Source organism: Eubacterium album (genome assembly GCF_025336545.1).
GTDB lineage: Bacteria > Bacillota > Clostridia > Lachnospirales > Lachnospiraceae > Eubacterium_U > Eubacterium_U album.
In genome coordinates, this window is sequence record NZ_JAODBU010000002.1 from 303,845 (window position 1) to 329,758 (window position 25,914).

The 25,914-nt window shown below is 30.8% G+C and carries 32 protein-coding genes; all 32 read right to left on the minus strand.

Annotation, left to right across the window (positions count from 1 at the left end; translation table 11 throughout):
• Positions 1–21 precede the first annotated feature (21 nt).
• Positions 22–333 (minus strand): hypothetical protein, encoded by a 312-nt coding sequence (locus tag N5B56_RS01680; RefSeq protein WP_260978233.1) that lies wholly within the window; start codon positions 331–333, stop codon positions 22–24.
• A gap of 70 nt (positions 334–403) precedes the next feature.
• Positions 404–874 carry a hypothetical protein gene (locus tag N5B56_RS01685; RefSeq protein WP_260978234.1) on the minus strand — a complete coding sequence of 157 codons (471 nt, stop codon included), beginning with the start codon at positions 872–874 and terminating at the stop codon, positions 404–406.
• A gap of 124 nt (positions 875–998) precedes the next feature.
• The gene (locus tag N5B56_RS01690; protein ID WP_260978235.1) at positions 999–1,487 is read right to left on the minus strand and encodes a hypothetical protein; all 489 of its coding nucleotides are present in this window, start codon (positions 1,485–1,487) and stop codon (positions 999–1,001) included.
• Between the two features lie 17 nt (positions 1,488–1,504).
• A complete protein-coding gene (locus N5B56_RS01695; protein WP_260978236.1) occupies positions 1,505–1,828 on the minus strand; it encodes a hypothetical protein in 324 nt (107 codons plus the stop codon).
• A 78-nt stretch (positions 1,829–1,906) separates the two neighbouring features.
• The gene (locus N5B56_RS01700) at positions 1,907–2,296 is read right to left on the minus strand and encodes a hypothetical protein (protein ID WP_260978237.1); all 390 of its coding nucleotides are present in this window, start codon (positions 2,294–2,296) and stop codon (positions 1,907–1,909) included.
• Between the two features lie 302 nt (positions 2,297–2,598).
• Entirely contained in the window at positions 2,599–2,925 is a 327-nt protein-coding gene (locus tag N5B56_RS01705; protein WP_260978238.1) for a hypothetical protein, read from the minus strand.
• Positions 2,926–2,933: 8 nt separating this feature from the next.
• On the minus strand, positions 2,934–3,431 hold the full coding sequence (locus tag N5B56_RS01710) for a hypothetical protein (protein WP_260978239.1): 498 nt from the start codon (positions 3,429–3,431) through the stop codon (positions 2,934–2,936).
• Positions 3,432–3,453: 22 nt separating this feature from the next.
• Positions 3,454–3,798 (minus strand): hypothetical protein, encoded by a 345-nt coding sequence (locus N5B56_RS01715; RefSeq protein WP_260978240.1) that lies wholly within the window; start codon positions 3,796–3,798, stop codon positions 3,454–3,456.
• Between the two features lie 170 nt (positions 3,799–3,968).
• Positions 3,969–4,358 (minus strand): hypothetical protein, encoded by a 390-nt coding sequence (locus N5B56_RS01720; RefSeq protein WP_260978241.1) that lies wholly within the window; start codon positions 4,356–4,358, stop codon positions 3,969–3,971.
• A gap of 18 nt (positions 4,359–4,376) precedes the next feature.
• Positions 4,377–4,796, minus strand: coding sequence for a hypothetical protein (locus tag N5B56_RS01725; protein ID WP_260978242.1), 420 nt, complete (start codon positions 4,794–4,796; stop codon positions 4,377–4,379).
• Positions 4,797–4,935: 139 nt separating this feature from the next.
• Entirely contained in the window at positions 4,936–5,532 is a 597-nt protein-coding gene (locus tag N5B56_RS01730; RefSeq protein ID WP_260978243.1) for a hypothetical protein, read from the minus strand.
• Between the two features lie 31 nt (positions 5,533–5,563).
• The gene (locus N5B56_RS01735) at positions 5,564–6,070 is read right to left on the minus strand and encodes a hypothetical protein (protein WP_260978244.1); all 507 of its coding nucleotides are present in this window, start codon (positions 6,068–6,070) and stop codon (positions 5,564–5,566) included.
• A 118-nt stretch (positions 6,071–6,188) separates the two neighbouring features.
• A complete protein-coding gene (locus N5B56_RS01740) occupies positions 6,189–7,667 on the minus strand; it encodes a flotillin family protein (protein WP_260978245.1) in 1,479 nt (492 codons plus the stop codon).
• A gap of 159 nt (positions 7,668–7,826) precedes the next feature.
• Entirely contained in the window at positions 7,827–8,312 is a 486-nt protein-coding gene (locus N5B56_RS01745) for a hypothetical protein (protein ID WP_260978246.1), read from the minus strand.
• Between the two features lie 19 nt (positions 8,313–8,331).
• Positions 8,332–8,562, minus strand: a complete 231-nt coding sequence (locus tag N5B56_RS01750) for a hypothetical protein (protein ID WP_260978247.1) — start codon at positions 8,560–8,562, stop codon at positions 8,332–8,334.
• Complete coding sequence (locus tag N5B56_RS01755) at positions 8,552–9,196, minus strand: hypothetical protein (protein ID WP_260978248.1); 645 nt, start codon at positions 9,194–9,196, stop codon at positions 8,552–8,554. The genes N5B56_RS01750 and N5B56_RS01755 overlap by 11 nt, the downstream gene beginning before the upstream one ends.
• A gap of 68 nt (positions 9,197–9,264) precedes the next feature.
• Positions 9,265–10,071: an ADP-ribosylglycohydrolase family protein gene (locus N5B56_RS01760; RefSeq protein WP_260978249.1), complete on the minus strand. Its 807-nt coding sequence runs from the start codon at positions 10,069–10,071 to the stop codon at positions 9,265–9,267.
• Positions 10,072–10,293: 222 nt separating this feature from the next.
• Positions 10,294–10,596, minus strand: a complete 303-nt coding sequence (locus N5B56_RS01765; protein WP_260978250.1) for a hypothetical protein — start codon at positions 10,594–10,596, stop codon at positions 10,294–10,296.
• A 14-nt stretch (positions 10,597–10,610) separates the two neighbouring features.
• Entirely contained in the window at positions 10,611–11,519 is a 909-nt protein-coding gene (locus tag N5B56_RS01770) for a DUF5688 family protein (protein WP_260978251.1), read from the minus strand.
• A 69-nt stretch (positions 11,520–11,588) separates the two neighbouring features.
• Positions 11,589–11,930 carry a hypothetical protein gene (locus tag N5B56_RS01775; protein WP_260978252.1) on the minus strand — a complete coding sequence of 114 codons (342 nt, stop codon included), beginning with the start codon at positions 11,928–11,930 and terminating at the stop codon, positions 11,589–11,591.
• Between the two features lie 19 nt (positions 11,931–11,949).
• Positions 11,950–12,192, minus strand: a complete 243-nt coding sequence (locus N5B56_RS01780) for a hypothetical protein (RefSeq protein WP_260978253.1) — start codon at positions 12,190–12,192, stop codon at positions 11,950–11,952.
• Positions 12,193–12,195: 3 nt separating this feature from the next.
• Positions 12,196–12,612 (minus strand): hypothetical protein, encoded by a 417-nt coding sequence (locus tag N5B56_RS01785; protein ID WP_260978254.1) that lies wholly within the window; start codon positions 12,610–12,612, stop codon positions 12,196–12,198.
• Between the two features lie 195 nt (positions 12,613–12,807).
• Positions 12,808–13,050, minus strand: coding sequence for a hypothetical protein (locus N5B56_RS01790; protein ID WP_260978255.1), 243 nt, complete (start codon positions 13,048–13,050; stop codon positions 12,808–12,810).
• A gap of 5 nt (positions 13,051–13,055) precedes the next feature.
• Positions 13,056–13,448, minus strand: coding sequence for a hypothetical protein (locus tag N5B56_RS01795; protein WP_260978256.1), 393 nt, complete (start codon positions 13,446–13,448; stop codon positions 13,056–13,058).
• 175 nt (positions 13,449–13,623) lie between these two features.
• Positions 13,624–14,022 carry a hypothetical protein gene (locus N5B56_RS01800; RefSeq protein WP_260978257.1) on the minus strand — a complete coding sequence of 133 codons (399 nt, stop codon included), beginning with the start codon at positions 14,020–14,022 and terminating at the stop codon, positions 13,624–13,626.
• A gap of 14 nt (positions 14,023–14,036) precedes the next feature.
• A complete protein-coding gene (locus N5B56_RS01805) occupies positions 14,037–16,775 on the minus strand; it encodes a VirD4-like conjugal transfer protein, CD1115 family (protein WP_260978258.1) in 2,739 nt (912 codons plus the stop codon).
• Positions 16,776–16,866: 91 nt separating this feature from the next.
• Positions 16,867–17,922 (minus strand): hypothetical protein, encoded by a 1,056-nt coding sequence (locus N5B56_RS01810; RefSeq protein WP_260978259.1) that lies wholly within the window; start codon positions 17,920–17,922, stop codon positions 16,867–16,869.
• Between the two features lie 208 nt (positions 17,923–18,130).
• Positions 18,131–18,841, minus strand: coding sequence for a DUF6100 family protein (locus N5B56_RS01815; protein ID WP_260978260.1), 711 nt, complete (start codon positions 18,839–18,841; stop codon positions 18,131–18,133).
• Positions 18,834–19,400, minus strand: a complete 567-nt coding sequence (locus N5B56_RS01820; RefSeq protein ID WP_260978261.1) for a DUF5697 family protein — start codon at positions 19,398–19,400, stop codon at positions 18,834–18,836. Before N5B56_RS01820 ends, N5B56_RS01815 begins: the two co-directional genes overlap by 8 nt.
• Before the next feature lie 112 nt (positions 19,401–19,512).
• Positions 19,513–22,143, minus strand: coding sequence for a VirB4 family type IV secretion system protein (locus N5B56_RS01825; protein WP_260978262.1), 2,631 nt, complete (start codon positions 22,141–22,143; stop codon positions 19,513–19,515).
• A gap of 2 nt (positions 22,144–22,145) precedes the next feature.
• Positions 22,146–22,484 carry a hypothetical protein gene (locus N5B56_RS01830; RefSeq protein WP_260978263.1) on the minus strand — a complete coding sequence of 113 codons (339 nt, stop codon included), beginning with the start codon at positions 22,482–22,484 and terminating at the stop codon, positions 22,146–22,148.
• A 62-nt stretch (positions 22,485–22,546) separates the two neighbouring features.
• Positions 22,547–25,867 carry a M23 family metallopeptidase gene (locus N5B56_RS01835; RefSeq protein ID WP_260978264.1) on the minus strand — a complete coding sequence of 1,107 codons (3,321 nt, stop codon included), beginning with the start codon at positions 25,865–25,867 and terminating at the stop codon, positions 22,547–22,549.
• Positions 25,868–25,914: the final 47 nt, after the last annotated feature.

Sequence of the window (25,914 nt, forward strand, 5' to 3'; positions counted from 1 at the left end):
TGATTTTAAATTGTTTACTTATTATTTTATTTTTTCTAATTTTTTACAAATGATAGTTAAAAATATATAAAATACTATTATCGTAGCAAATAAAAAGAACAATGTTCTCATATATAAATCATTTATATTTAATTTTATAAATTGTTGTATTATAAACAATAACATTCCAATAGTAAAAAAAATAACTGCAAATTCTATGCATTGTATAAAACCTTTTGTGTATTTGAACTTGATACATACAAAAATTCCTATTACAGATGCAAGTATTCCGACAGCGGGTAAACCTATAATAAAACAAGGTATTTTCTCCAAAATTAATTCCAAATTATTCATATTGATTTATCTCCTTTACGTGAAAAAGTCATGTATATAGCATATATATGTATAAAAGTTTTTTTATAAATTACATATAAATTACATAAACCGTTTCTTCCTGACTTGTAGGTAACACAAATAAAAATTTCAAAGTTGAAATTCTTTCTTTAACCTTATATTTGATTATTGATTTTTCACCTGTTTCTGATTTTTGGATGCTCACATGATGTGAGTCAGTGCTAATTTCATTATTTACTGAGCCGGATGAATACACAACAACACAAGTTCCATTATCTTCTTTCATGTTTACTTCTAGCCTATCAATGTCTGATATTTTAGTTTCTCTTGTCTTAATGCTTTCTAACTGCCCAATAGTATATGTACTGAAATCAGGTTGTGGAAGTACTGAATCAATACCATAGCTAACACTGGTAAAAACCAATAGTAAAAAAATAGACATAGGTGGAGCAAGAAGCATACTTAGCTCTTTTTCCTTGTCCTTAAATATTAAGCATGTACCAATTACACCTGATATAATTATTAATATAATCCAAATCATTTTTTTCTCCTTTTCTACTAATCTTCCCATGTGACTTCAATTGCAAATAACCCTATAATAAATAATGCCCCTATAATAAATAATGTTATTAAAGCCATTACATAAATATATATAATTGCATCATCTACAGTAAGCCTGAATCATAAATGACATAAACCATAGTTTCCATATCACCCAAAGCATCAAGGCTGAATAATAATTTGAAGTGAGAAATCTTTCGTCTGACCTTATACTTTACTATTGACTTTTCACCTGTTTCTGATTTTTGAATGTTGATGTGGTATGTATCAGTATCCACCTTTGAGTCCAATATGTTTGTTGAATATTTAATTTTGCAATTATTAGGATTTGATTCTGTCTCATTCCCTGCTATTGAAATCTTTAACTTTTCAATGTTTGAAACTTCAGTTTTACTTATTTTGATTTTTTCCAACTGTGTAATTGTATATGTACTATAATCTGTAGGTGAACTTGAAAATACCACAAGCCCGAACAATGATAAACCACAAATTATGTAGCATAATAAAAGAAACAAGTGATATTTTCTTTCACATTCATGAGCCAGAAGCAAACCAGCAAAGAATGAACCTACTGCAATTAAAAGTAAAATCATTTTTTTCTCCTTTTCTACTAATATTCCCATGTAACTTCAGTTACAAATAACCCTATAATAAATAATGTTATTAAAGCCATTACATAAATATATATAATTGCATCATCTACAGTAAGCCTTATACCATACGACATTGCAGCTATGCCTATTCCCAAAACTGATAAATATCGTGAAAGTTCTGTAGCTAACACTATATATTCCTTGTCTTTTTTTTTGTAATATAAATAAATTCCACCTAGCATCATTGTAATAATTCCCATTATTGCAATTCCTAATATAAAAAAAGGAACTTTTCCTAATGCAATCATAGCAAGTTTCACCTCCTGATTTTCAGAATTCATAATTTTTTCCTTCCTCTTTAATTTTAATATTTTTCTTTTTTGCAACTATTTTTTGTTTTCCAATTTGCATGATAAAATCTAATATTCCAAGTCGATATTCAATAGTTCTTTTGCTCTCTCACAAGCAGCACGCCTAGCCTCTTCTTCTGTATATTCGTTTGCAGATGAAATATTATGAATATGCATAAATTTTACAAGTTCTTTAATATCCTTGATGGACTCTTTGTATTCTTTAACCATTTTTTTTGACCTTTTTCTAATTGCATTAAGACACTCTTCTTCTGTCTTATATATGCTGCTCATCTTACAATGAGTTTCTCCACCTGCAAGGTCTAATTGCAACTTAGCAATTGCATATGGAATTCCTTTAACATCCATACCTTTGTCAATATCAATTATTACTGCTCCATACACATCTCCAAACCATGGAAAGTAGATATGGTCTCCAATTGTAAATGTTTTTGTCATAATTTACATCCTTTCTCATTTTTTGTAAAATTTAATCACCACAAGTTCCTCTACTTCAAGCACATTTTTATAATTAAAAAATTTTTATTTTATCGCTCCTGTACTTGTCATTAAATCTTTATCTAAATGGTTGTACTATTATCGTCATACACATTTCTCCTTTTTTATCTTTTTTGCGGTTTTTAAACCATCATAATATTTCTATGGTTTGATTGTAGCAAAGTGTTTTTCCAATTCTTTCGTAAAAACATAAATTTTAAAATTTTTCTAAAAATAAAAAAATCCCCTTTTTGGGGGATTCTTTATTTAATATTTCTTATAGTTGTTTCTAATATATTTTCTGCATTTAACTGATTTAGTCGATTGTAGTATCTCACTATATGCAGCAGTACATATTTACCATCTTCACTTATTTGTTCATCTTTTCTGACTATCCATTCTGTTTTTCCGCTAGGTAACGATACCTGCATGTTGCTTTCATCATTTTGTTGAAGTATTTCGCAATATATGTAGTTGTCTTCTTCTCTGTGTGTTTCATTTATGAATTGAAAAACAAATGTAAAAAGAAAAAATCCCCAACATATTATTAGTAAATATTTAGTTTTCTTGCTATTTTTTGTTTTATCCATTGTTTTATTTACTCCTCGCTAGTTTTGATAATCTCATATTTAGTTTTTGCATTGAAAAACGAAAATGGATTAATTATTAATTCTATATCCGGCAGGTCTAGCTCTTTCTTAATTATAATATTTTCACTTCCATCCGAAATACTTATGTTGCTTCTTTTTGCTTTTATACTTCTTTCAATTGAGTATTCATCAGTAAATGTAATAATGCAGTTGAATGTTGACGATGACAAAGAAGTATCATCACTTTTACTGTTTTTCTTTTCCTCAACAATTTTTATATTTTCTGCCTTTATTCTTTCTTTTTCTTTATAATACTTATTGTAGTAATTACTCTTATCTAAATCTGTTGTACCTAAATATACAGCAACACTTGCATCTGCAACTATTAATATAATTGACACAGTTATAATTAATACTCTTGAATGTAGCGACAACTCTTCCTTATTAAGCATAATTCCTGAAATTAAAGATATAACTGCAAATATAAACACAAAATAAAATAACATTAGTTAGTCCTCCTTTTTCGAATCAAATATATGCTAGAAATACAAGACTCATTATACATACAATAATAAATATTTTGGAAATACTATCTAGTACATTATCAGACTTTTTATGAACAGAACTATCATTATCGGATGTTTTCTTTTCTACGTTTGTTTCTTTATTTTCTTTTGTTGCTATAGATTCTGACTCTTCTTCATTTGCGTAATTACTTTGTTTCTCTGCTTTATTTTGACTTTTGCTCTCTGTATCTTTAATTAAGCTATACGTCTTTCCATTTACAATAATGGTTTCTTCTTGATTGGCAAACACGGGTGTAATACCGCAAACTATTAACAAAATAGATACAATTAAAATTATTTTTTTCATAAACATACTCCTTATCTACTATGAACAACAATTACAAAAGTAATAATGAATTATACGGTACATATACTTTTATATTTGCTGTTCTATTTTGCTCATCAACTTCTGTTTTTAATAAAATGTAGGGAATTACTTTTTCGCCCATATGCTCTATTCTTTCGCAAATTTTTTATCTATTTTTTTATCTCTATTGTTACTGACTTTTCATCTTTCAATGTAGCTTTATATTGTTCATAATATTCAGGTGTAAGCTTAATTTTTTTCCCAAAGCCTGAATATGTATTACTAGAGCCTTTTACAACATTACATTCAGAAAATGAAAATCTATGTATATTATTATCTCCAAAATAATTTTTTCCTTCCAATTCGATATTGCCATTTTGATATACAGTAAATTCTTTTAGAGTTAAAGCTGTGTCTAAATATAAAGAACCTATAAATAATAAAAATGTAATAATTATTCCTCCTATAAGTATTCCAACTCGTTCAATTTCCATAACTCCAATTGTAATGAAACCAAAAAGTAAAACAGTAGTTATTGTTATAATTATATATCCTATCATAAAACATTTTCTCCTTCTCTATTTTTTAATCTTTATTGTTATTGATTTTTCGTTTTTTAATGCATCTTCATATTGCTCATAATATTCAACTGTAAGTTCAATCTTATCTTTGAATCCTATACATATATTATCATCGCTTTCTACCACTTTATAATCTGAAAATGAAAACTTACGTGTGTCATTACTTCCAAAATAATTTGTGCCTTTGATTTCAATATTGCCATTTTGATACAAAGTCATTTCTTTTATTGTTATGTTTGGTGTTAATAATAAGCCGCTTATAATCAATGATAATATAATGTTATAAGCACCAATACAAAAGCCGCTTATAAACATTCCTTCTTGCTCTCCTATGAACTCTCCTATGAATAAACATATTAAAATAAAAATTACTGAAAATAATACAATAGCAGCAATTAAAATTATAATTCCCATCATCTTTATTTATTTCTCCTTTTTTATTGTTTTTAACCAATCATTTTTCTCTCTTTTGATAAATTTGTATGATTTTTTATGTTACGATTTGATAATAACAAATCAATCTCTCAATTCTTTCGTAAATAACATTATTTTTCTCCTAATTTTCTTCATATATATTCTTAATTTCATACTTAATCTTTTTATCTTTGTATGTTATTTTTTCCATCATTGCTTTTACATTTTGTCCTTTTTTATCTTTAAATTGTTTATATGTATTATAATTATCAATTTTGTATTCTTTTCCCTTGTGTTTAACAACTATATTGTAATGTGTAGTACTAGGAGTACGTACAAGTGTTTTTCCAACAAGAGTCATTGTGCCACCGGTTGTATTTTCATAAGAATCTACAATTTGAACTGTATCAACAATATTCTCCTTTGAAGTTATGTTTTTGTTGATAATAAGGTCTGATATACTAAAAATTATAATTACAGCAAATAAAGAAAAAAATACAACTTGTAACAGATAATTCTCCCAAAAAGACTTCATCTTATTTCTCCTTTTATTGACGATTTTAATTTTATATTCTTTATTATTTTGTTCCTCTGCTTTATTTTGACTTTTGCTCTCTGTTTCTTCAATTAAGCTATACGTCTTTCTATTTACAATAATGGTTTCTTCTTGATTGGCAAACACGGGTGTAATACCGCAAACTATTAACAAAATAGATACAATTAAAATTATTTTTTTCATAAACATACTCCTTATCTACTATGAACAACAATTACAAAAATAATAATGAATTATACGGTACATATACTTTTATATTTGCTGTTCTATTTTTCTCATCAACTTCTGTTTTTAATAAAATGTAATCTTTGTCCCAATTTTCAATTTCATCTTCTTTCAATCTTGTAAAAATTATTGAAGAAAACTGTTCGCTATTTTCTAATTTTTGCTGAATGTTATAAATCCTTTTTACAGAATCTCCCGGCATAAAAATTAGTGAAATTATTGAGAGTATGAAAATTGTGAAGATACTATATCCAAAAATAATTTCAAATGAAAGTTTAAATTGCATCATGCAAGATATGTCTTTCGTATTAAGAACTATTACAGGTACTAATATTAAGACAGAAAAACAAGAAAACATTAATCCTATAATTACTTTTAAACATTTGTTTCGGTTTTCATCTAAAGTTTTTATTTTGTCATCTGTTTCAATCTTGATGTTGGTAAGATTATTTTCTTTAATCTCATAAGTTTTTTCTATGTTCTTTCTTCCTTCCATTTATGATTTTAAATTCTTTATTTATATTAATTTTATCAAACTGTTTTTTGAATTCTTTCGTAAAAAAATAGAGAAATCTCTTTTTTTAAGATTTCTCCATTTTATTTAAGGTTCTATGCTATTCTTCTTTATCAATCGTACTATCTTCACTGTCTACATCCACTGTATTTTCTTCAGTTTCTACTTCTTTGAAATTATTGCTTTCTGTCTGTGGAATTTCTTCATCTTCATTCTTCTTAGTCATTTCTGCAAGCATAGATTTTATATCTAATCCGGTTGAACCTTTAATTCCATCATTTACCTGATTTACAGTATTCATAATTGAACTAACCAATTGTTCATTGTTACCGTTACCGTACATTGTGATTGAATCTACGTTACCCAGAGGTTCTGCTGCGTTCTTCACTGCTTCAGGAAGTGCTTTAAAGTACATTTCAAGAATGGCTGCTCCCCCATATTTCTTCATCGCCTCTGCTTTCTTTTCAAGACCTTCTGCTTCTGCTAACGCTTTAGCCTTTATGGCTTCTGCTTCTGCCTGACCTTTAGCCTTGATACCTTCTGCCTCTTGTTCTAAAGCATATTTTTTAGCTTCGGCTTCCGCCCTCTGAGCATCTGCATTTCTTTGTCTTTCAAACAATTCTGCTTCGGCTTCCTGCTGTCTTCTGAATTTGTCTGCTTCTGCCGTTTTCTTAATTTCTGCATCCAAAGCCTGTTCTTTCACATATACTTCCTGCTTTTTTTTCTCAGCTTCTTTTTCCTGTCTGGCAATATCTGCATTAGAAGATGCTATTTCTATTGATTTTCTCTGCTCCTGTTCCTGTATTTTGTATGCTGCATCAGCTTCAGCTTTTTTAATATCTGCTTCCTTTTTGAGTTCTGCCTGTTTAATAGCCAGCTCGTTTTGTTTCTGAGCTATTTCAAGTTCCGCTGCAACTTTCGCATCATTTGCAGCCTTATCTGCTTCTGCCTGTTTAATTGCAACATCTCTTTCTGCCTCTGCTTTTGCAATACTTGCATCTTTTCTTATTTTTGCTGTATTGTCTGCACCCATGTCTACGATAAGACCTGTTTCATCAGTTACATTTTGGATATTACATGAAATAATTTCAATGCCAAGTTTTTCCATGTCTTTTGAGGCTGATTCTTGAACCATGTTTCCAAACACATTTCTATCGTTACAAATGTCTCTAAGGTCCATTGTTCCAATTATTTCTCTCATATTTCCCTGTAAGGAATCCTGAAGGTCTAAAATAATATCCTCATTTTTCTTGTTAAGGAAGTTTTTCATTGCAAGGGACATCATTTCTTTACTTGTTCCTATTTTTACTTTTGCCACTGCGTCTACCTGAATGTTGATAAAGTCTTTTGTAGGAATATAGCCTTCTGTTTTAATGTCAATTGTTTTCTGACTTAAAGTCAACTTATCAAGTCTTTCAAGTATTGGCAATTTGAAGCCTGCTTTTCCTATTAAAATTTTTGGTTCTTTTTTAAGACCTGAAATAATGAAAGCCTCATTTGGCGGGGCTTTAACATAACTTGTAAGAATTAAAAGTAAAACCACTACAACAACTACACCTAGAATTATAAATTTAATCATATTTTTTACCTTAGTACCATATTGGTACTTCCTTTCATATGTATTTATAAAAATTTTATCAAACCGTCATTTCAATTCTTTCGTAAAAAAAAATAAAAATCTCAAAAATATTTGAGATTTTTATTTCGAGTTATTTTATTTTACTAATTTTTTACGAAGTTACATATAAATTCCATAAATCGTTTCGCTTGAAAATGGAGGAAGTAAATCTAAGAATTTTAAAGAAAATAATATTTCAAAACCTGACACTTCCTTTTTAATATTGTAACGGATAATATACGAATTATCTGCATCTGATTTTTCAACAAATAACGATTCACCTGAAATATTCATTGTTTTAGTCATGTTATTAACTACATATGTAATTTCATATACATTGTCTTTAGACGGTTGTGCTTCGATTCCTGAAGATGCGTATAGTTCATCTATATCAACTTTTTCTACATCAACTTTTTCAACCTGACATTTTGCTAAATTTTCCTGATTATAATTATTTACTTTACTTTTACTTATATTGTTTATCATCAGTGTCGAAAAACATACTAAGATTAGACTTAAAAACATTCCGCACGTATACAATGCAGTACCTTCCTTTTTAAAGACTATAAAATTAAAACATAGTAACGTTATCATAAAAAAAATCATAAACTTTTCTCCTTTTTTTTTAAATATTTTTTCTTTTTATATTGTTAAATTTATTCAAAAATTCTTCTCTTGTATAAAAATAAAATCCTGGTCCATAAATTTTGAATACATTTGGGTGTTTTCTTACATATTCTATAATTTCATTTGTTATTTCTTTTGATTCAAAATTTTTAATCTTAAAACCTGCATCACATATTTTGTCGTATGATTTGACCCATATACCTATTTCTATTTTTAATCTAATAAACATTTTTTAATTCTTCCATTATTTCATTGAGAGTATCATCATAATTACTTTCTATTTCTTCATATACACTTTCAGGAACTTTAATTTCTATGTATGATTTCACTCTTTCTTTGTCTATAATTGTGTTTATCTGATATTTATTCTCATTCCATTTGCTTGTTATATTAGGGAACAGAAATAATTTTAGATTTTCTTCATCTTTTATGTCTTTGTCGTAGTATACTAAAGCATTGTCTTTAATTTCAAAATTTTTGCTCAAATCAGCTCTGCTTAACATTCGCTGTGTTAAATCTATTGATGTTAACAATCGGTCATCTAAGTACTTATCTTCCTTTGCATCGAAATGTCTGTCTATTATCTTAGGTATGACTGCGCTTAATATGCAGTATACAAAGGCTATTCCCATTACCATAAAGAATAAAATCTGTTGGCTGTCAAAAATAAGGTTGTATAAACATGCCGTCATAATTCCAATAATGAATAATTCGGTGAAATTGTATAATGATTTTTTTATATTTAACCTTTTAAGTCTTATTTTTGCTCTTTCATACTTGCTTTCTAGTGTTATTTTCTCTATGTCGTCATATGTGTTTATTTCAACATCTACATTATTTTCTGATTTTCCTGTATATTTCATTTTCTTGTTTCCACCTTTCTTTCCTCTTTTATTTACTTTTTCTATTTATGTATTTTCTAAATAAGTTATTATTTTTTCTTTTTGACTGCAAGCTCAAATCTGTCAACAACTCCTCTTATGTTTATATCTATTCTTTTATTACATTCATCTATTAGATTCATAGGAATACCGAAATATGCTTCAGCGATACTTCCCGTTATTGCTCCAAGTGTATCGGTATCTCCACCCAATGATACTGCATTTCTTACTGCATCTTCAAAATCCTTTGCTTCCAAGAATGCTGTTATTGCTTCTGGAACTGTTTTCTGACATGTTTCATTCATACAGAAATAAGGTCTTATCTCATCAAGAGTTCTATCCAACTCATAATCAAATTCCTTTTCTATGTATTCCTTTATCTCTTTTTTATCTAACTCGTTCCTTGCCAAATAAATTGCGCTTGCGACTGCCTCTGCTCCCTTTAGACCTTCCGGGTGATTATGTGAAACATTTGCGGTTGCTCTTGCGACCTCTCTTGTTCTTTCAATGGAATCATATAACCATCCTGCCGCTGAAACTCTCATTGCTGAACCATTTCCGAAACTTTCATACGGTTTTGGATTGTTTTCCATTAACCAAAATCTGAATCTTCCGCCATATCCTGCATATAAATAATTTCTGCCCCATCCCTGCATAAAATATGTAACCAACGTTTCTATGTCTGCTACAGTTGAATCTCTTTCAGCAGTTAACAGTGCTTCAGCTACCGCTACGGTCATAATAGTATCATCGGTAAATGTGCAGCCTTTACTAAACAGTTCAAAATCTTTTGTTTGCTTTCCTCTGTCAAATTCGAAGGGACTTCCGATTATATCTCCAAGTATTGCTCCATACATTTTGTTCAAACCTCCTTTTATATCCTTTATTTAGATTGTAGCAAGGTGGTGTTTTAGTTCTTTCGTAAATTTCTAAAAATCCGAAAAAAACTTTTTTACGTGTTAAAAACGTATTGTATACGTATTACAAATGAGATAAAAAAGATGTTTATATGAAATAAAAAGAACATAAAAAGAAAAAAGCCCCACCACTTTCCATTTGGAAAAGGTAGGGCGTAGTCTTTATTTGTTAGGAAAATTATATTCCCATTTTGGTGTTTCGTTTTTAATTTCAATTTCTCCATTATACATATATGCCTTGCATTGGAAGAAATCCTCTGAGTGGTCTGTTGATTCCACTATGCGTTTTTCGTCAAGGTCAACTTCGAAAACTATTATTTTCTCAATCCCTCTGATAACCAAAAACTTACATGCGTCCAATGGGTTCTTGCAAACAAATACTGCTCCTTCTGCCGACATTTTAATTTTTCCATCTCTAACTATTTTCAATGCATTTTCTTCCGTTGTTGCGTGATAAAATTTCATTTTCTCAACTCCTTCTATAACTTGAAGAAACCAAGCATACTAATCTGCTCAGTTTCACGATTATAATAGTACTTACTGTCTGTTAGTCTTTCTCTGATGTTATTGTCTTCTTTTTTCAGTAAATTGTAATAAATTTCAGTAACATCCACTTTACATTTTTCTGAATGAACGATTAGCTCATTTGAGTACTTTGCATGGATTATAAGATTTGAACCTTCCACTTCTGAAATTTTTCTGAAGATTTCAGGATAAAGTAATGCTGTTGCTCCAAATGTCGGCAACATCGGTATCTGGGAATAAACTGAGTAAAACGTTAAAACTTCTCCGGTTTTGATGTCACCAAGTACGTGTTTATCTACTGCAAATTCCAAGAAATCTTTGGTTTTTTCTTTTGCCATGCGATACAATTCTTCTTTATCAGTTTTCATTTCTTTCATCATTTCATTTGATATGTCTTCATCACTGAATGAATAACCTATTATATTATCTTTGTTATCTTTAATTTTTATTGCCTTTCTTTTAACTTTTTTATAAGTAACTGCCAAGTTGAGAAAATAAAAATGTGGAACTTTCTTTAGTTTTTCTTCATTTCCTTTTGGATTAACCAATGAGAAAATAATCTCTTCTATATTTCCTTTATTATTTTTACGTATTTTATTGATGTAATCTTTACGTATTTTATTGGAATAATCCGTTAACTTGTTCAGAATAAAAATTTGTAAATCTTCGCTGTTTTCTTCATTTATTCGACCTATGAACTGTGTAACATCAACTTCCGTTTCTATGTTCTTGTTCCCAAAACATACGTTACATTCTATTGAAACAACATCAATGCCAGACTTTAGTTCGCAGCTCAATCCAATTATATTGTTTTCAAGTTCTTTAATAACTTTAATGATGATGTCCTTATCTTTTTTATTCATATAATTCCTTTCTATAGCAAAACAGTAACCTCAATTGTATATCACGGCTACTGTTTTTATTTTCTTGATTTATTCTGCTTTGAAATACTTTGCAAGAAGTTTTGGTAACTCATCGTCCAAAATTGCTGAACGCTTTATTATTGGAGCAAGAAATTCTTTATCTCCTTTTTTCTTCTGTTTTACTGCATCCAACAAAATGATTATTGCTATTTCGTTTGCAATTCTATCACTGTTAGAAATATCTTTTTTCTCACAATTAACTAACTTATATTTTATTTTTTCAAAGCCTTCTCTTGATGCCACAATAACAAGTTCCGGCTCCGTTTCATAAGTACATTTAAACTGTGGTATTTTCTCGTTTAAAATTTTCACTATTTCTTCTACATTCTTTAAATTTTCTGTGTTGTTCATAATATTGATTCCTTTCTATCTATTTATTTAACCATTTTCCTTCACTTAACCATTTGTCTGTATCTTCTGGTGCTACCTTATATATCTCTTTATTGCATCCGTTACAGACTCCATATATTGTGTTTTCGTCTTCATCGTATTCATAATGATAACAGTTACTTCCACATCCACAACTATTTGTTGCGTCTGCGTCATAATAACACCACACATTGCCACTTTCGTAGCACTGAGTAAGCCTTTTTGCATGACTTAAACTTTTCATTCTTCATTCCTCCATCTCTTTGATTGTCTTATCTCTGTTCCTTTCGTATTTATCCTTGTCTGTAAACAGATATAATATTGTGTCTTCTTCGCAATACGTTAGAAACGCCAACTGTTCATCTGAATATGCATATCCAAGATATGCTTCCATGATGACATTCCTGAAGTTACATCTTTTAGCAAATTCCATTTCCCTTTTTAAACTCATGTGACTAAACAACGTAATGGTTTCTCTATTTTCATCTATTACGTTTGTGAAATTTGCATTTACTATTTTCTTGGTAATTTTTTCTAACGAAAATCTTGATAGGTCTAACGGAATAATTTCATATTCGTCTTTAGCCGGAACTCTTCCTGAGTTTTTGACAATCTCAAAATATTCATCTCTGGTTACTTTTTTTGGTTTATTTTCTTGAACCATAAAACTTGTCCTTTCTTTACTTCATTAAACCACAATTGAAAAGCAGAAATGCTAATGTTGTGGTTATAATTGTTCCTAAATTTCGTAAGTAGATTTTCATTTTCTTAAACTCTCCATTCCTAAAAAATTAGAAGGCTACGCACTAAACGCAGCCTTTCTTTCCTTTCAGAGTTTTTATCCTCTTTCTTTCTGTTTTTATTCAATCATCTCACCAACCATCATGTTGCCATGTTGTGTTATGTCTATCCAGCCATATGATGCAGCCTTCATGCATATATCTGAACATTCATCTCTTGTAAGATTAACGTTTATTAATATTTCACCATCTCTTGTTTTAACATACATGCCACCTTCTTCACCTACAATATGAATATCATAGCCTATTACGACCGCTTCAACTACTGTAGGTTCATTATTGATTTTGCACAATACTCTCATCTTCCTTATTCCTCTCCAATTATTTCGTTAAGTTCGCTTATGTTTATTCCTAATATTTTTGAAACATAACTATCGGTATAGTCGAAGTACATTCCCTTAGAAACCATACATAATCCATCAACTGACTTTCTCAATAACTGCTTAAGAAAAAGGTTTTCAGCTTCAACGCTTCTGTATATCTTTAATGGCTTACCCGGATACTTAAGCGCAAGTCCTTCCTTTTCCCATTCCTCTTCATTATATATAAATGAACAATTGACTGTACCTTCATTTATATCGGGATGATGTTTTCGAAACTCTGCTATTCCTTCAGCTATATCTTTCGATTCAACTATGAGATAACCATTTTGAAACGGAAACTTATCCCAATCACCAAAAGTAAAATAAAATTTTTTCATATGTTCTCCTTTCTTGAAACAAAAGAAAGAGAAACCTCAGTATAGGCTTCTCTTCTTCTTGTGCATTATTGTAATATTTAATTGTAATTTAAAAACTGACGTTTGTTATATCCTCTGGCTAACGCTTCATCAATCTTTATACGAAATATATACGATAATGAAATTTTGTCAAGATTTAATTTTCCGTTTCAAATTCTTTTTCTAACTCGTTTATTTGTTTTGATATATCTCTCGTTAAACTTATGGGTTCAACTTTTGTTTTTTTGGATATTTCTTCGATTCTGTCTTCTATTTGTTGTTTCAACAATAAAATTTCGTTTTCTGCCAAAGACTTTCCGTATACCTCCGTAATATTTTCAAAAACAATTGCAAGTCTTGCAACTATCAATACTTCTCTTTCCGTTCCTTTAAATTCCTCAATTTTTGGTAACTGAACCTTGCTTGATATTTGTTCATATACAACCGTAACCATAATATCATCATCTACAGGCTCTTGCTTTAATACCTTTAGTTTGTTTTTGTATTCCGGGTACTGTATATTAAATGTATTTTCTACGTATTCCTTTAAATTCATGTTAATCTCCTCGCTTATTTTTTAATCAGACTGCTCATCACATCGTCAATGCTCACTTCAGACTGATTTATTCTTTGTCTTGTTTCTGTATTTTTAGTTTCATTTTCTTGATTCTCAATTGTTTTATTTTCATTTTCTTCAGTTTTTGTTTCTGAACTTCTTCGTTTTGCACCGAATTTAAATTTTGTAACTGTTGGAGTCACATTTTCTTCCTGTTTTATAGCGGTTCCTAAATTGAGATTTTCCATAGGATTTACATTTTCTTTTGATGAGTCATTTTCTATGTTATTAACTGTTTCACTATTATCATTTTCTTGATTTGGTTTCACGTTTTGGTTTTGGTTGCCTGAACTGATAATATTTTGTTTCACATTTACGGCTCCGTTTTTATTTTCAATTGATGTCCTCTTTATTGGTATACTGCTACCGCTTACATCAATTTTATTTTCTCTATTTAATTGGAGTTGTTCCATTTTCTTAGCTTCTACTTCTTGTGCCTCTTTCTCCCATGCTTCAAATGTATCCTTAAAATTATCAGGTATTATTCCAATTTCATATAGTCCACCATATTTTGTCTTAAAGTTTGTTTTGTCTTTTAAGTCATAAACCCATTTTGGAATATGTTGTGATGCAATTGTTTTTTCAAACTTCTTACTTTCAGGATGAGTCCAAAACATTGCTTTTCTAATTTTAAGTGGACGGCTGCCGCCTACCCACAACAATCCCTGACCAAACGGGTCTTCCTCAGTCGGTTCTCTAAGGCGCATAACCTCATCAGGCGTAAGAACCAATCTCTTTCCTAATCCTTCCGATTGTGCAAAGTCTGAAGTATAATCTGTTACACGCAATGTTTTTAAATTCTTTCTCTTTGTTTCAACATCAATTGTTCCTTCTCCTGTTTTTCCGGAATAATACTTAGCTGTCATTTCATCATTACAACCAAGGAAAAGCTGAATGTCGCAGCCACCCAAAATTTCAAGATACTGATTGTTTGGGTATCTGTTTGCCATCTGAGGGATATTTTGAAAAATAATGCTGATTCCAATTCCACGTCCTCTAACTGTTGCAAGTTTTTTCTTAAAGTCAACAATTTCACCAATGTTTGGAAATTCATCCAACATAAAGTGTATTGGAACTATTGTTTTACCGTTTTGTTGTCTGTCAGCAAATGCTACCGTTTTAATGAAAAGATATGCAATGAAAAGAGTTGAGTAAACATCATATGTACTCTCTTGGTCTGATGTAATTATGTAATATGCACATTTTTGTTTCGCAGGAAGCTCTAAATCTATATCTTCAGAACCTGTTACCTTTTGTAACTTTTTGTTTTGCAATGTCTGTAATCGGGTTCCCAATCCCAATATTGCATTTCCTTTTACTTTATCAGCTTTAGAAAAAAGATTGTACGCTTGTTTTGCCGGATTATCTTCTTCTAATGCATCAAATTTTGCATCTAATTCTGAAACATCATTATTAAGAATCATCTGATATGCTTTTGCGAATGTTTTTTCTTCTTTAGGAATATCTTCGTCCAATTTAATATACAGGCACAGTGCTTTAAGTAAATCCATTTCAGTATTATCGTAAAAATGGTCAAACTTATCAGTGGTATTTCTTATAACGGTATCTACGAATGTGTTAATATTGTCTTCATCAACATCCCCAAGACAATGCCAACTGTCTGATGAAATCAAATCCTTCAAATTCCACTGTTTTACAACATATCCATTATCTTCACAATACTTTGCGGTATCTCTATACATTTCGCCTTTTGGGTCGGTGACGATTACTGTTTGTCCATTTTTAACTAACTGTATAATGGAGTTTCTAACATACGATGCACTTTTTGTACTTCCCTGCGAACCACAAACTGCTATGTTTCGATTTAATTTGCTATCGACTGGAAGTCCTACATATTTACCAGTATCTAAATCTATTCCAAATATAAGACCTGACATTTCCATTAGACTATCTTTTTCTTCGAGCAATATTGTTTTTTCTTCATCTGTCATCCATTTTGAAGTTCCGTAATGGTCATATTCTGAAAATTCAAAGTTTCTATCGTCACTATTTCCTGCTTTTCCTTCTTGTCTTTTTATGATTAACGACAACGCCGCTACGCCTACTATTGCAAAAACTGAAAACTTTCTGAATCCTGAACGATGAAGAGCCAGTCCTACGTTTCTCACAATACTTGCTGATATTTTTCCTTGAACGAGGCTCCCAAACATTCCATATATGTATGAAAGCAGCAATATTAAAGCGATACCAAGAAAACAAACTTGAACGCTTGAACTTCGAACAATTCTTACAATTTTGTCTGATAGTTCTTCGTTTTCATTTTCTTCTCTTTTTTCTTTTCTCTTGTCTTTGATTTTGTCAACAAAAAAAGAAACCCTCGATTTGATTTCAGGTTTCTTCGTTTCATTGCTCTTTTCTTCGTTATTTATTTTTTCATTGTCTGTTTCGTTTTCTTCGGTTTCTGTTTTTTCACTTTTTTTCTCTCCATTTTCTTCCCATAATTTCTCATTTTCTTTTTTTTTGTAATTTTCACTTTCTTTTGCCGGAATTTCTGCATGAACATAATTTTTTATTTTATATTCTACGTCTATGGTTTCGGGCGACTTCTTTTTTGTTTCATTTTCTTCGCTTTTTTCTTCCTTTTGTGTCGCCCCGCCTACGCTTTCTTTTAATATTTTGTATTTTTCCAGTTTTTCAAGATATTCTTTGCTCATTTTATTTTTCTTACGCATATTTTCTCCTTTCCAAATAATGGGGCGACTTCATATTTCTTTCATTTTTATTTTCTTTTTTCTTCCTTTTGTGTCGCCCCGGACTATTTTTCTATTTTTCTATAATGTCTTCAACCTGTTTTCGGTCTAAAAGTATATAACTATTCTCTTTCTCAAATATTTGGTCCAACATTTCTTTTTGTTCTTCCAAACATACGATTGTAACTATTCTTTCAGGTGAATGTTTATTACATTCCATTACTTTCTTAATATTTCCCATGTTAAGGTCTATTAAGTTCATGTAAAACTGATTATCTACAACTCCAAACCAATTTGTTTTCATATCGCTATTTAATTCACTGTTTAATGCGTTTAGAATTTTATTTCGATTTTCTTTAGATGTAGCAATCTTTAGTTGAAACTCAGAAGTTTTAAATGGAACGTAATATTTATGTGTGTCTTTTGAATTTATATAATACAACGATGATTTTTCATCAGATTTTTCTCTTGTTGTACTCATAATTGCTTTTAAAGTTTTTTCATTACTACTTAGTACAATTTCATTAATGGTTCGTTGTGCCGGGTTCCCATCCATTTTCTTATTTTTAAGTCTGTCTATAAATCTTTGTTCTATTGGTTTTAGCATTTTAAATTGTCCGTCTACTCCATATATTTTATATACTTCATCTTTCGTTATGCATACTCCATTCACTCTTGCCTGTTTAACTTCTTGTCCTAACTCCTTTTTCAATCTGAAAGTATCTATGTATATGGATTCATTTCTAGGTTCATTCAATGTTGGTATTTTTTCTGCTACTTCTATTTGAGTATTACCAAAGGCTATTATGTTCATTCCCCTTAACTGTCTACTTGTCATTCTTACTTTTTTTACTACAGAATATCTTAGTTCGCCTACAGGACTGTTTGCAGAATACAAATCAAATTTTTCTTCTACGTATCTTATACCATCTTCTGTTAGATATATAGAGCTTCCAAATTCGGGTTTTCGCTTTTCTATATATCCTCTTTTCTTTAGCCTGTTTATTTCTGTTTTTAGAACGCCTGAATTTTGTATAATCTTTTTTGTATGTTCATATCGGACTTCTCCACTTAGATACAAATAGATTAATATTTTGCTTGCGTTACTGTATTTATTATCTATTTTCATTCAATTATCACTCCTTTTTTTGATACCGTTTAGGTTTCCGCAATAATTTACCCTACTGAATACAATAACGGTACTTTTTGCGTATCATTTTTAATCGGAAACCCTTAAAGTTAAGGAAATTATTGTTAACTTTTGGTGTTGACTTTTTCGCTTTATGTTTTTGGCGATTTGTCAACACCTTAAGTAAACGTTATTTATCAACACTTTTTTATTGCTGATACTTATATTTCTGTCTTAAAAATCTATTTACCATATGATATGGAATTATATGAATTATTGTCTTTGTTTCGTCACCTCTGGTCGTGATATTCATTATCTGACAGTCTTCCCCTCTGTCACTTTCCAACATGCCGATTGTTACAATTGCATCCAACAACTGCTTTTGTTCTAAAGCATTGTAATTGTCGTTATCTCTTATTATCTGCTCATTAACATCATACGCATATATATGCTCATAGCATACAAATGCTTTTTTCAGCGGTTCAGTGATTCCTCTTTTTAACATAAAAGCCTTACCTTCCGTTATTGTGCTACTTTCATACATGCTTCTTTTAACAGGAGTATTTCTATGTAGCATCAAATCATTGTAGATGAAACTTATGATACCAGCTTTACTTTTTACTTTTACAGGATACAACTCTTTTTTTGCTAAATTTACCTTATATTTTCTTTCAATGTCATCTTCATTAGATATTATTTCATCAAGGTTTTTAACTGTGATTTTTTCAAGTTGTTTCACTTTTGCGTAGGAATCAGTTAGTTTATTTTTACATTCTTCAATATAACCCTCTCTTAATGGGTCGCTTGAATACATCAAATTGTCGTATATTTCAGCATAATCATATATGTCTGTTGATAAATTCATAATTTCCCGCAGTAGGGTAATCATCTTTACACTTTCCTGCTTAATATTATTCAATAGTCTTCACTCCTTCTTCATCAACAAGATAATATCCTAATGCCTTATTGTTATTCGTGAATGTAATAGTTTCTTTCTGACCGGGATTTTCAACTATAACAAAGAATTTCCCATCACTATTAGTACGATTAACAATATTTGAAAGCATTTTATCATTATTTTTTTCAAAATATAAAATATCGTAAATATCTTCCCCAACACTTACAAATAACTGAAACGGTTCATTTACCTGTGGAAATACATTATTTAAGTCAATTTCCACATTTTTCATTATTTCAGCTAATAATGTCATTGCTCTATCCAATTTTTTATTAAACTTCTTTGAATTAATACTGTTTAATATAACTGCATCATTTTCTTCACTTGCTACTGCATACTTTTGTTTCACGGCATATTTGAAATTTGCCCTAACAACAACTTCTTCCATATCAAAGTAATCCATCGCCTGAGTTACTGTAATCTGTCCGAATCTCTTTAATGCAAAAATTATCTTTTCTAAATCTTCATGTACCATTACCTTTGTCATATTATTTCTTCGTAACGCCCTTTTTATCGGCATTACACTCCTTTCTAAATGCTAATACGTATTAAATACGTATTGTATGCGTGTTATATACGTATTGATTACGCATACAATACGCATTGTGTACGTGTTACTATTATGTATGCTTCTAAGCGCCCATTTTTCTTTTTTCTTCCATAGCAATTTTCTCTAAATCTGTTCTGCTTGTTGTTATATATCTATGTTCTAATGGGCTTGCCTTGAAGTTAACAATCATATTGTTATTGTTTGCAATTAACATAGCCGTTCCTCTTTCGAAAGACTCAATTTTGTCTCTTTCGTTATCATTGAGATTAAGTGCTTTTTGAACTACACACGCTTCATCATGTTCGAGCTGCAACACGAACTTAATCTTTGAGTTGTTTATAATACCTTTTCCAAACTTTCCACCTGCCAAAGAATAGAAATCTCCTAAATCCTGTGTTGCTCCAATTGCACTTCCACCATAACCTCTAATGATTTTGAAAATTTCTAAAACATATTCGGCTGCAAGTTCATTGCTTCCTAATAATTTCCACAACTCATCAATAATGATTGTTTTTAATTTTGTTCGGTCTTCTTTTGCTTTAGACCACACATAGTTAAGAGCAACAAACATTCCAACGACAAGTAAATCTCCTGTCAGTCTTGAAATATCTATTACTGTATATTCATTATTTAAATCCACATTAGTTTGTTGATTAAATGTTTTAGCTGACCCTGTTACAAGTCTTTTTAATATATTGGCTATTCTTTTTGTATCTGCATTTCCCATCAACTTTTCATACAAATCTCCAAGAATAGGCATTGTCTTAACTGTTCCATCTTCGTTGTATAAACTCTTATTATCGTGAGTAATTCCAAAATCTTTGTAGGTGTTTATAATCTCTTCATCTATCAACTGCTTTTCTTCATAAGTAATATCAGGTACAAGCAATGCGAAGAAAATTAATAAGTCCTGAACTTTTTCGACCAACAAACTGCTTTCAGAAACAATTTCACCATCTATGAATTTGTTGTTACTTTCAGATTTTGGTCTTATTTCCATGATATTAATACAATTTGAAGAATCCGGAGAAATTGTAATGAATGAACCTTTAACCTTTTCACAACTTCTAGCAAATTCTTCTGCCTTAAGTGGTGCTATGATACATACCGGAATATGCATAAGCCTTTGTCTTAATGCTATAATGTTTAAATCGTAAGTTTTACCTGCACCAGAGGTTCCCAGAATGACCATGTTTGCGTTTTTGTATAAATGATTGTTGAAGTTATCTAAACTAACAAGTGCGGAATTTTCTGCTGTTCCTATCATTACTCCACCATTGCCCGACATTTCATATGACGTAAACGGATAGAACATTGACAATCCTTTAGTTAAAACATTTTGTTTAGATTGTTTATCAAGTTGTTTGTCTATTGTGTTAAATGGCATGTAAGAGTTATATGCTGCTTCCTGCTTATTAACACATGTCGTTATTCCATATTCGTTTGTCTTTAGATATTTCTTTACTTCCTTAACTTTATATTCAAGAGCTTCCAAGTTTTCAGCAGTAATTGTTATCATTGTATTTACATAATAGAAATCCTCATTATTTTTTAAGCCTTCCTTTATAAAGTTTCCTGAATCTACCGACACTGTAAGATTGTCTGTGTTTTGAGATTCTGCATTAGTATCGTTTAGTCTCAATTTATTTATTCGTGTACTTCTTGCTACTTTGTCTTTCATTAATTCTCTGTCATACTTTCTAACAAATAGGTCTGCATCAATGCCTTCACCAAGATTAGTCAGAATTGAAAACCATGCATAGAATTCATTTTCGTGATACCCGTTACTTTGCAGAAACATAAATGAATAATACGTTCCATCAATTACTACATATCGACTATTCCTGAAATCAATACTCTGAGGTGATACATAATCTCTAATCGGAATGCTTGATATATCCATCTTATTATTTTGGCTTAAGTAACGTTGTCTGACATCCGTTATGTTTATTTCAAAAGGAATATCAAATGCCTTATTTCTGTTCAAAATGTCATATATGAACTTAGCCTGTTCGTGATTCTTTTTTTCGTTTGTTTCGTATACTGTATTTCCGCAAGTTTTTAAGTATTTTCTTGCAGTTTCTTCATAATCATATAATTGTCTTTCAGCTTTTTTTCTATTTCCTGCTTCAACCCTTGATTCACTTTCATATTCAAAAGTGACGAAAAATCTACGTGAAATTGCTTCGTTTCTTGCTGTTTTTTTAATAAAATCAATCTGATTGTCATAAAGTTCCTTAACGTCTTCGTATTTTTCTTCGACTTTACATTTTTGAATTTCGCTTATCATCCTGTCTACAGATGCCTTTCGAGAAAGACATTTAACTTGAAATGATTTAGGTGCTATACGCAAATATTTTTCAAAAGAACTAATTATTTTTTCCTGCTCATGCTCATTTTTTAAGTCAAAGTTAACAGGTTCAACTTCACATATTTTAAGAAAACGATTATCCGTTGTTTCAATAACTCCATTCTGAATGTTCTTTATCGGAATATAATTTGATGCAAGAGTTAAAGGATAAAGTGCTTCATCTTCTATATTTTCCAATTCTCTTTTTCCCGAACTGTTTCGAATAGTGTTTAATCTTGCCCTTGCAATCTGAAGTCTTTCACCAATTTCGTTAACGGACTTATTTGATTGTTTTCTCGATACTTTATCATTTTTCAGCGCCTTTTTTGCCATTTTTTTAAGTTGTTTATTTTGGTTTGCCATGATTACTTTCTCTCCTTTCTTCGTTTCTTTATCATTGCCTTATCTTTTCTCTTACGGTATTCAGAATCAGGTTCCTCTAAAACACGCCTATTTTTCATAAACATTATCCAATTAAATAACGCCGTTAATAAACTCTGATTATTTAGACCAACTATTCCAAATACAGTTATAGGAATAAGTACTAAGCCAAGATAAATAGACACCTCAAATCCCAGACTTAGTTTAAAAATAATAAATATGCAAAGCCCATCCATTAAGGCTGTTTCAACAAAATTTTGAATTTTATTTCCCCAATAATTGAAGTTTCCGGGTATTCTTCGTCTTCGCTTGTTATAATCCATCTTTTATTTTTCTTCCTTTCCAATAAAAGAAGCGCAGTTTAAAACTACGCTTCTCTCATTTATTATTCTGTTTTTAGTGCATTTTTTATGATTGAATCATATGAAGGTATCTGATTACCTAATCCATGCTTATTCAATAAATCAGGTATAATTCTCATAAGCGTTACAGGGTCTATGGTTGTTTCTGCATTATGAACTCCGGTGTTTACTTTCATTATTTCAAAATGTAGGTGAACTCCCGTTACCTGACCTGTTGCTCCCATATATCCTATAAGTTGACCTACATCTACGTGGTCTCCCTTTTTGACTTTAGGAGAATTTTGCATATGACCATATAACGCATAGTATTTACCATCATAGATGCATACACAGTATCCATATCCGCCATATCCGCTTCCGCTTACTCCCATTCCGGCAAACACAACTTCTCCTGATTTAGCAGCATATATTTTTGTTCCTGCCTTTCCCGATAGGTCTATGCCCTGGTGGAAATCGTAGCTTCCGCCAAGAGTTCTATCCCCATAATCATCCTCAAATCTCCAATTATCATTCCAAGCAAGAGGCATTTCATATACATCTTCTGTTTCTGTTTTCAATTTTTTAATAGCGTTGTATACAGGTATGTATCTATGTGACCTATATTTGCTTGTAACCTCATTATTCAGTGTTAAAGTATGCAGATAATCAAGTCCATCCTCGGCACTACTGAAAGCTGCTGCATCTCCATAATGATTTATACACTGATACATTATTGTTAATGCAGTTGCCGGGGATTGATGTTTAATTGTACACAAATAAGCAATCAGTTTATCATTTGTGATTCCATACTTTTTGTATTCATCTATGTAGGCATTTATGTCTATTACTGCCTGCTCATTCTGAATGGTTTTTGATGTATCTGTTGCAAGAAGTTTCTTTATTGCATCCAGTTCAGCAGATGAAAATATTCTGCAACTGCTAACCCAGTCTGAATTCCCTTGTATTTCATCGTACAGGGCTTCTCCAAGTGTTGACTTTGCGAAATCTTTTTGTGCATTACACATCTTTCTCAAAATGTTATGCGCCCTTCCCCCATACCACTGAACGAATCCTACAGTAATAGTTTTTTCCCTTGTACCTGATATTGGATTTCTCGCACTCAAATATCCACTTGCACGACCTCCCGTTTCTGCTCCAAATATGAGGTCAATAACCTGTTCAGCAAGGTTATTTGAGGTTATGTATGTTTCGTTGATGTCCGACGAATAATTTTCTTTCGTCTTGTTGTTGTTAATAAATATCTTGTCAAAATCGACTTCTTTTGAAACTCCATCAAGAGAATTATGCTCCGTTGCATATCCCAACAACTTAAATGCTTCAGTAATGGCTTCAGGCTTTTCGATTCCAAGAGCAATTCTGTATGAATCATTGTTTCCAATTTTGTCTGCATCTGGGAAATTCACGTCTATTGAATAATCGTAAGACTTAATTTCTCCGTTTGCATCTCTTGTTTCATCCAAATGCCACGAAAAACATGCCTTATCGTTATATTGAATTTTTAATGGTTCTTGACTAGGGTTACTAACAGTTCCGTCTAAAAATGCCAATAATGTAGTACCATTGACGTTATATGATGAAACACTGTTTAGAGCGTTTTTAACGTCAGAGTTGTTTAAAGTAACTGTTTCTGTACTTGTGCTTAATGTTTCAACGTTAATGTCTATAGTTTTTTTGAATCCATTTGCCTTATATTCAAGATTGTCAATTACTTCCTGAGACCAGCCCTGTTCAGAAATATAACTGTCACTAAAGGTAGCTGAATACACCTGTTTTAGATGCTTTCTGCAATTTTTATTAAGTGTTACTCTTAACTGACCATTAATTAATACAATAGATGCTCCGTTTTTTATGGTTTCTTTACTACTATCTGTTGATGTCAATTCCACATCAGCCTGATATGTTGCATTCATAATTTGCAGTGTACCATCCGCTGTTTGAGTTGGTAACTCGCCTAATTGTTTAACCATGTCAGCTTTAGCCTTTGTAACAGTGGAAGTATCAAAAAACATATCCTGATACATTCCATATGCTCCTTCGCTATTCTGATACGCATATTCAATTCTTTCAGGTTTTATTTTCTTAAGATTAATTGACTGTATCTTAGTTGTACCGTCAACATTTTCGGTATTATCTCCATATACGTATCCATTTTGAATTGTATATGTATCTTTCATTGCATATTCCAATTCTGAACCTGATGCAATGGCTTTGTACGATTTTGCAAGGAATTCCATGCAATCCTGAGCATTAGCATCATCTGACAAAAACTTATCCATAATATAGTCTCTGTTAGGGTATACATAGTAAATATACTTAGCAATGTACTCAGCCAAGACTTCATTCCATTCATCTACAGTTGTGTTTGATGCTCCAATTCTATTTCCATATGTTTCCATTTTTGAATCCGCAACATCGTAAAAATTTTTATTATCAAAATACTCATATTTATTTTTAGTATTGAAAACCAATATACTAGATGTATTAAATCCATATTTGGAATTGTCTTTATTTGAAACCAACGATTGTTTTTCTTTTGACAGCTCCAATTTATTTCCGCTAGTATCTCTTATGTTTGATATATATTCAGAATAAGGTACGTTTAATTTGGATAAATCGCTAAAATATACGTTGTGTTCATAATTAGACACTCCTAGGTAATAAATTGTCCTTATGTTTACTGTTCCCTGATAAGCAAAGTAAGCGGGAACATTATAGAAAAATGAGGGATACCACTTTTCAAATTCGACATTTTCTTCGCCTGGCAAAGAAGATGAAGATAATCCCGACAAATAATCATCTTTAATTGTTATTTTTGATAAAACATCATTACCCTTATCTTTTCGTAATTGTTCTATGCTATCCATAACAGTTTTGACTGTATATGAGTCTTTTTTTTCGTTATATGCAACCAAATCATTATTGATAATTTGGCTCGTATCAGCATTTACATAGCCACCAAGAACCAAATTATAATAAGCATTGTCAAAGGCAAGTCCTGCTATCTGTTCCTTAACATATGGTTGTTCAGAATAATATTTGACTTTTTCTTCGAATTCATTATAATTCTCCGACAGAAAAACTCTGACTAACTCTGGGCATTCCTGCTTGTATACCTGAAGATTCGAGAACATTGATACTACGGCAAGAACGATAATTAACGGAAGATATATAAATGCGAAAATGGGTGCGCAAATACCTGCGATAGCAGTACATCCGGCTACTATCCATTTTGCAACCTTAACAATTATCTTTCTTTTATATTTGCCTAACTTCTTATCGGCTACAATTTTAGCAGCGTCTGCCGCCTTCTTTCCTAACGAACTTTGTTTTTGTTCATCACTCAATTGCAATTCGCTCCTTCCTAAAAATATAGAGGTGCTTATCTATCAAT